We start from the raw sequence: 6,035 nt of genomic DNA on the forward strand, positions 1-6,035 counted from the left end.
CAAGGGCGTGTACGGGGCATTTACGTCGTATCGACACCGGTGATGAGCTCGCTGCCGAGCCAGCCGGCGAGCAGCGCGCCGTCCTTCACGATGCCGCCGGCTTCGCCCACCCGCGCGACGAGCATGTGGCACAGTCCGGCGAAAGTGCTGCCGGCCTGAGCGCGATGCAGCGCTTCATATTGGTGCGCGTCGACGCGCTTCAGGCATGTTGGTGGACACGATTGGGCTTCCACCCCGCTGTCCAGACGCCTGAGAGCGCTGCCCGTACTGGCCGGGAGCTATGCATCAGCGCCGGCGGTTCAAATGCGTTGCCGTGGGTCTCATCAACGTCATAAGGCAGCCTTGGGCCCGAACCCCGAATATGCCTTCAGTGCAGTGACCCTCGGAGGCTGGAGGAAGCCGGATCGCACCAGAGGGAGGGCGGAGAAGACGGCATCCAGCGTTTGTGGGGCATCGCCTTCCGCGATGATGCATGCGCCACCATCGTCGCGCAGCCAGATCTGCCTGACGATGCCATCGCGATAGAGCTGCCGGATGACCTCCGACTCGGCTTCGCGCTCTTCCTGTGTGGGCGCGTCCTTGGGGGTGGGGGTGGTGAGGGAAACCAGAACAAGAAATTGCATTGGATATCTCCTGCGTCAGAATAGTTTTCCAAGTGAAGGACGCTCGCGCACAGCCGCGGCCGCCCGCCGCCGCGAGCCGACCGCGCTCCGGCCACGTCGCTTCACTCGCGAAGCGAAGCGTCAGCGCGGTGGACATGGGTGTCTCCTTGCACGTGTCGAAAGCGGTACGTTACTGACCACGATAGATGTCGTCGAACCCGATCGGCGCAGCGGCGAACGAACGGGCGCGCGTCGCGCGGAAACCCGACTCGGCATTGCCGTTCATCGGTGGGCCATACGACGTTGTAATGACATCGTGCGAGCGATGGAACACATGGGGCGCCGCGACCGAGTAGTTCGCGGGTTCCGGATAGCGCGTGTTGCTCTGCGGAATCTGGCCGGACTGTTCTGCCGCGACGAGTTCGGCGCGAACCTGGGCGCGCGTCACCGTCGATTGGGATTGGGCGTGGCTGGCAATCGGCAACCCAAGTGCAGCCGCGATAACGAGAGCTTGATAAATGCGAGTCATGTTGAGCACCTTTTAGAAACGTTGACGTCAGCAACGGATTAGTTGGTTAGGGATTTCCACCCGCGCAGCTAAGGCGCGGGTGGGTGTCTCTTGGAATCAGGCCGTTGATGGTTCGCCGTCCACCAGCCGCCAGAGGCTGCACGGGTTGTCGTGCCGGAGCGCTCTGCTTCAGAGAACAGCGCTCTGGCGCAGTGCAAGGCGAAGATGGGTCACGCCGGTGTGTCGGCGAGAGTCGCGTTCGTGCTGGTATAGGCCAGTGCGTTCAAAGCAAGGGCGGCGAGTGAAAGTGCAGCGCCGACTACGGCAAGTCCTACCCAGCCGTAGCGGGTCGCGCCATAGCCACCCAGGGCGGAGCCGATTGCCCCACCGAGGAAATAGGACACCATGTAGACCGTGTTCAATCGACCCCGGGCCTCAGGGCGTAGCGCGTATATGCGGGTTTGGTTGCCAACGAAACCCGCCCGATTCCCCAGATCGAGCAGGACGAGGCCGACTACCAGCCAGCCCAGTCGCGTCGCGCCAATTGCGAGAACCGCGAAGGCCAGCAGGACGATGATGGCGCCGGCCGCCACGGCGAAATGGTGGCCGATGCGGTCGACGAGCGAGCCGATGTATGGCGATATGATCAGGCCGATGACCCCGACAAGCCCAAACGTGCCGATGGTTGCGGCCCCGAATCCATAGGGTGGCCGCGCAAGCAGTGCGGCGAGCGTAGTCCATAGGGCGCTGAAGGCTGCGAACATCAGAAAGCCCGTAGTGGCCGATATGCGCAATAGACGCTCCTCCCGGACCAGCACGACGAGAGACCGCATGAGTTCCCGGTAATGGATCGTCTTGAGTCCGGGCAACGGGGGTAGTTTGCCTACGATGAAGATCAGCGCCAGATCAACGCCGGACGCAGCCACAAACATGGCTCGCCAACCCCAATGAGCGCCGACGAAGCCGCTCATCGTTCGGGCGAGAAGCACGCCTGAGGAAAGGCCGCCAAGTAGCACGCCCACGACGCGCCCCCGGCTTTCTGGACGCGCGTTACCCGAAACGGCGGGAATGATGAATTGTGCCGTCACTGCTGTTGCGCCAACGAAAAAACTGGACGCAACCATCAAGAGAAACGTCGGTGCCATGGCGCAGGCAAGCAGTGCGACGGCATTTCCCAGGATAGCGAACTTTGCCAATTTGCGAGGCTGAATGACGTCAGCCAGCGGTATGAATAGGAGCAGGCCGGTGGCATACCCGATCTGGGTAAGCATGGCGATGACATTTCCGCCCGTCGACGTTACGCCCCACGTCGATGCAATCTGCGGCAACAGCGGCTGCTGATAGTAAATAGCGGAGACCGCAAGCGCACAACTCAGCGCCATCATTAGCAGTAGAGAGCGAGACATTGATGATGTCGCCGTGGAATAAGATGTAATTCGCATAACGAAATATCTATGAAGGGAGATCGTTGCTTGCCAGAGCAGTCCAAGGTCGCGGCCCTAAGGGTGTTACCAGATGACCAGCAACCGGTTTCCGTCTGGCGCAGTGATCAATGGCTTGTGCGAGCTGAACGCGTCACACGCCAGGTAGTGCCTCAACAAACTCGCGAGTCGTAACGATGCTGTGGGCGTAGGTCGGGCCGTTCAGTTCATGAGCCGCATGCATCATTTCGCGCTTGAACGCTGCCGTGGCGTCCTTGACGAGCGTCACGTGATAACCGAGTTCCTGTGCATACCGCGCAGTTACCTCGATGCAGGTGTTCGCGAGTAGCCCAACGACCACGACGTGCGTAATGCCACGTTGTTTCAGATGGAAATCGAGATCTGTATTGGCAAAGCCGCTCGAGCCCCAGTGTTCGTGTGCGACGATGTCGCCCGGTTGCGGTGCAAACTCCGGGTGCCACTCACCGCCCCATTCGCCTCGGGCAAAGTGGTGACCTTGCATGACCTTGAGCTGGCTCGGGCTCGGATGGCACCAACATTCGTAATCGCCCGGCTGCCAGCGGCGATGCGGCACGACGACGACCTGGATGCCGGCATCTCTCACTGCCTTGTTGATAGCGCGCAGGTTGTCCAGCAGACCGACTTCTTCGGCAATGTCCTTGATAAATGGCCAGACCTTTCCGCCTTCCGACAGGAAGTCATTGTATGGATCCACGAACAGAAGTGCGGTGGACTTTACGTCGTAGTTTACGTTGCTCATACGCGTTGCTCCTTGGATGTTTCCTCGGTTGAAAAATCCTCGTATGACCCTTGACGACGAAGCCGCTACTGTGAAGTTTGGGCTATCGCGGAAGCGAGGAAGTTAAGGTCTAGTGTAACTATGAAAAACATAGTGTCAAGGAGTTTTTTGTTTGGTGACGCAACAAGGAAGGAGTCCACAACGTTGAACGAGCGACCGAACGCTCGGAGACCCCGATGGGAAAGCGACGAGCGGTATTCGTCGCACGGGTTACGCGGAAGCGGTATTTTTGCGCTCGATCGCTCGCGATCTGCCCGGCCTCGTTGCCCGCGTCGGCCGGGAATGCGATGGACAGCGCAAAGCTTGCTGCCATTGGGATCGTGCGGATAGACAGGGTAGGCGCAGGCCTTTCCGTCTGCCCGCCTCTTCAAAGCGACAGGCAACTTTCTCGAAATGCTTGTCAGCAGGCTGATGGCGGAATGCCAGGCGAGGCAATTCAGAAGACAACGGGGACGCGCGGACGCAGTACGAGCGCAACCGGGCATGCCACCTAAGCAGGCACAGTTAGCTTTTCGCGGCCTTGAATGCCTCGCGCCGGTCATCGCGCTCTTTTGCAAACGTTGCGCTCAACGCGGCGTCGAGATCATGCCGATCAACCCGTACGCCACAAGCCGGGCACACGCTGTCGAGTCCGACCTCGTGCCCGCACACTCGATGCGTAAATCGCACGGCGATTTCTTCATCTTCGCTCTTTACCCAGGTTTCCCCCCAGGCGCGTAGCGCCTGGATCACCGGATAGAACGCCTTGCCTTTCTCCGTGAGCCGATACTCGTAGCGCAAAGGCTTCTCGTTATAAGGATGGCGTTCAACCATGCCATCGGCTTCGAGCGACTTGAGGCGCGTCGCAAGCATTTGCGGTGTCGCCTCAGTCTGGATCTGGATTTCATCAAACCGGCTTGCACCCATATACAGCTCGCGCAAGACCAATACCGTCCACCTGTCGCCGACCACTTCCGTCGATCGGGCCACCGGACACACCGTGTCGACCGACTTCCCGTTACGTTTCACTTTCGCCTCCAATTATCACTATTATTTTCATAGTAACACGGGAGCTTTGATCGCGGATAGGAACGGGTACGTCAACAACTACGTGCCGATCAAGGCTTGTAAAGCCCGGCCTGGCTTATGGGTCTCACGCTTCATTTTTAACTATGATGTTCATAGTACTATCTTGATCGTGCGGCAGGGCAGATCCGTTTTGGGTGGTCGCCCGAACGTCAGCCTGGCGATGGCGGAGTCAACCAGTGGATGCTCGCATCGTCGAACTGCTCACGTCAGGCGACCCGGTGACTACGGCTGAGATACCGATCGCCGCTGCCGGCGGCCAGAGCGTCGCGCTTACGCTGGCAGCGCTTTGCCGGACTGCTCGCGGGCGAGGTACTGGGCGTACCACTCCGGCCAGTTGTCGTCGTGCTTGCCGCCATTGCGCTTCTCATGCTCGCCGTGCGCGGCGGCAGCACGCCGCAGCGCGGCCGCGAGGTCATTCGGCGACGTGAACGTCGTATCGCCGCTCACACGACCGGGCAGGCGCGTGGTGACTTCCTGCAGCAGCCAGCTGTTGCCGTCCGGGTCACTGAACCTGGCGTACGAGGAGTAGGTGTTGCGCTGCGGATGCGGGCCGCTCTGTGCGGGTTCGCCGGGGCTCAGGTGGAACACTTCGCTCACGTCCACGCCCAGGTCGATGAGCTCGGCGCGAGCCGCCTCGATGTCGGACACGACGAGATAGAGCTGCGCCGAGCCCGGCGTGGCTGTCGTGACCCCCTTGCCGAAGTGGATCGAACCCGGCGAGCCCGGAGGTGTGTACTGCAGGAGCCGGAAGGCGTCTGCCTTGTTGATCTCGGCGTCAAGCTTCCAGCCCAGGTTGCTGTAGAACCGTTTAGCGCGATCGACGTCCGAAACGGGGATGACGACCACTTCGAGCTTCAGGTCGTTCGTGGCAGTGATCTTCATAATCAAACTCCATTCAGAGAGATGGCTTGAGGAGATGCGGCCGATGCCTGCGGGCTGCTGCACCGGCGCCAATGTCAGGACGCTTCCGGCGATCAGCTCCGACGCTGCGGCGACCCCGATCACGGAGCCCTGCAAAGTCGCCGCACCGGAGTTAGTGGTGATGGGCGCCTGGGCAGCGACTTCTACGTCACCGGACGCAGGAAGTGTCGTTTCGGCGTGCGCGGCGGTCGCGGGAAGAACAATGCCGATGGCCGCCGCGACCCAAGCGGAAGCCGCAAGACGTCGGTGTCTGCCAATCAGCGAATAAAGTCCGAACATGATCGATCTCCTGAGCGGCGCAAGGCAGCAGAGAGCTGCCGACACGCCTTTGCAATTCGTGGGGTGAGGACGCGGACGGCGGGTGGAAGACCGTCCGCGTCCACTAGCTCAGCGCAGCGGCCTGAAGGCCGCCCTAAGTTCCTGAGCGAAGATCATCGGCTGCTCCCACGCGGCGAAGTGGCCGCCTTTCTCGGCCCGGTGGTAGTAGACGAGGTTGGGGTAGGCCTTCTCTGTCCAGCTCCGCGGCGCCTGATATTGCTCGCCGGGGAACACGCTTACGGCCACCGGAATCTTGACGCCCTTGGCGTTAAAAAAGCCGCCCTTGTATTCCCAGTAGAGACGAGACGCGGATACTCCGGTATTGGTCAGCCAGTACAGCGTGATGTTGTCGAGGATCTCGTCACGCGTCAGTTCGC

General features: G+C 60.8%; 7 protein-coding genes and 1 pseudogene. All 8 read right to left on the bottom strand.

What is annotated here, in order from left to right; genetic code table 11:
• Nucleotides 1-20: 20 nt before the first annotated feature.
• On the bottom strand, nt 21-233 hold the full coding sequence (locus A6V37_RS37445) for a hypothetical protein (RefSeq protein ID WP_064267449.1): 213 nt from the start codon (nt 231-233) through the stop codon (nt 21-23).
• 96 nt (nt 234-329) lie between these two features.
• Nucleotides 330-623: a hypothetical protein gene (locus A6V37_RS37450; protein ID WP_064267448.1), complete on the bottom strand. Its 294-nt coding sequence runs from the start codon at nt 621-623 to the stop codon at nt 330-332.
• Between the two features lie 169 nt (nt 624-792).
• The gene (locus A6V37_RS37455) at nt 793-1,131 is read right to left on the bottom strand and encodes a DUF4148 domain-containing protein (protein WP_064267447.1); all 339 of its coding nucleotides are present in this window, start codon (nt 1,129-1,131) and stop codon (nt 793-795) included.
• A gap of 209 nt (nt 1,132-1,340) precedes the next feature.
• Entirely contained in the window at nt 1,341-2,516 is a 1,176-nt protein-coding gene (locus tag A6V37_RS37460) for an MFS transporter (RefSeq protein ID WP_064286904.1), read from the bottom strand.
• Nucleotides 2,517-2,685: 169 nt separating this feature from the next.
• Nucleotides 2,686-3,312 carry a cysteine hydrolase family protein gene (locus A6V37_RS37465; protein ID WP_064267445.1) on the bottom strand — a complete coding sequence of 209 codons (627 nt, stop codon included), beginning with the start codon at nt 3,310-3,312 and terminating at the stop codon, nt 2,686-2,688.
• A gap of 543 nt (nt 3,313-3,855) precedes the next feature.
• Nucleotides 3,856-4,359: a winged helix-turn-helix transcriptional regulator gene (locus A6V37_RS37470; RefSeq protein ID WP_064267444.1), complete on the bottom strand. Its 504-nt coding sequence runs from the start codon at nt 4,357-4,359 to the stop codon at nt 3,856-3,858.
• A 330-nt stretch (nt 4,360-4,689) separates the two neighbouring features.
• Nucleotides 4,690-5,619 (bottom strand): VOC family protein, encoded by a 930-nt coding sequence (locus tag A6V37_RS37475; protein WP_242665786.1) that lies wholly within the window; start codon nt 5,617-5,619, stop codon nt 4,690-4,692.
• 108 nt (nt 5,620-5,727) lie between these two features.
• Nucleotides 5,728-6,035 (bottom strand): annotated as a pseudogene (locus A6V37_RS41630) (epoxide hydrolase); the annotation flags it as partial.

Origin of the sequence: Paraburkholderia ginsengiterrae, from assembly GCF_001645125.1 — a bacterium.
Taxonomy (GTDB): Bacteria; Pseudomonadota; Gammaproteobacteria; order Burkholderiales; family Burkholderiaceae; genus Paraburkholderia; species Paraburkholderia ginsengiterrae.

Bases quoted from the DNA above. Each gene is read 5' to 3' on its own strand.
- A6V37_RS37450 (WP_064267448.1), bottom strand. From the start codon at position 623: ATGCAATTTCTTGTTCTGGTTTCCCTCACCACCCCCACCCCCAAGGAC.
- A6V37_RS37455 (WP_064267447.1), bottom strand. From the start codon at position 1,131: ATGACTCGCATTTATCAAGCTCTCGTTATCGCGGCTGCACTTGGGTTG.
- A6V37_RS37460 (WP_064286904.1), bottom strand. From the start codon at position 2,516: ATGTCTCGCTCTCTACTGCTAATGATGGCGCTGAGTTGTGCGCTTGCG.
- A6V37_RS37465 (WP_064267445.1), bottom strand. From the start codon at position 3,312: ATGAGCAACGTAAACTACGACGTAAAGTCCACCGCACTTCTGTTCGTG.
- A6V37_RS37475 (WP_242665786.1), bottom strand. From the start codon at position 5,619: ATGTTCGGACTTTATTCGCTGATTGGCAGACACCGACGTCTTGCGGCT.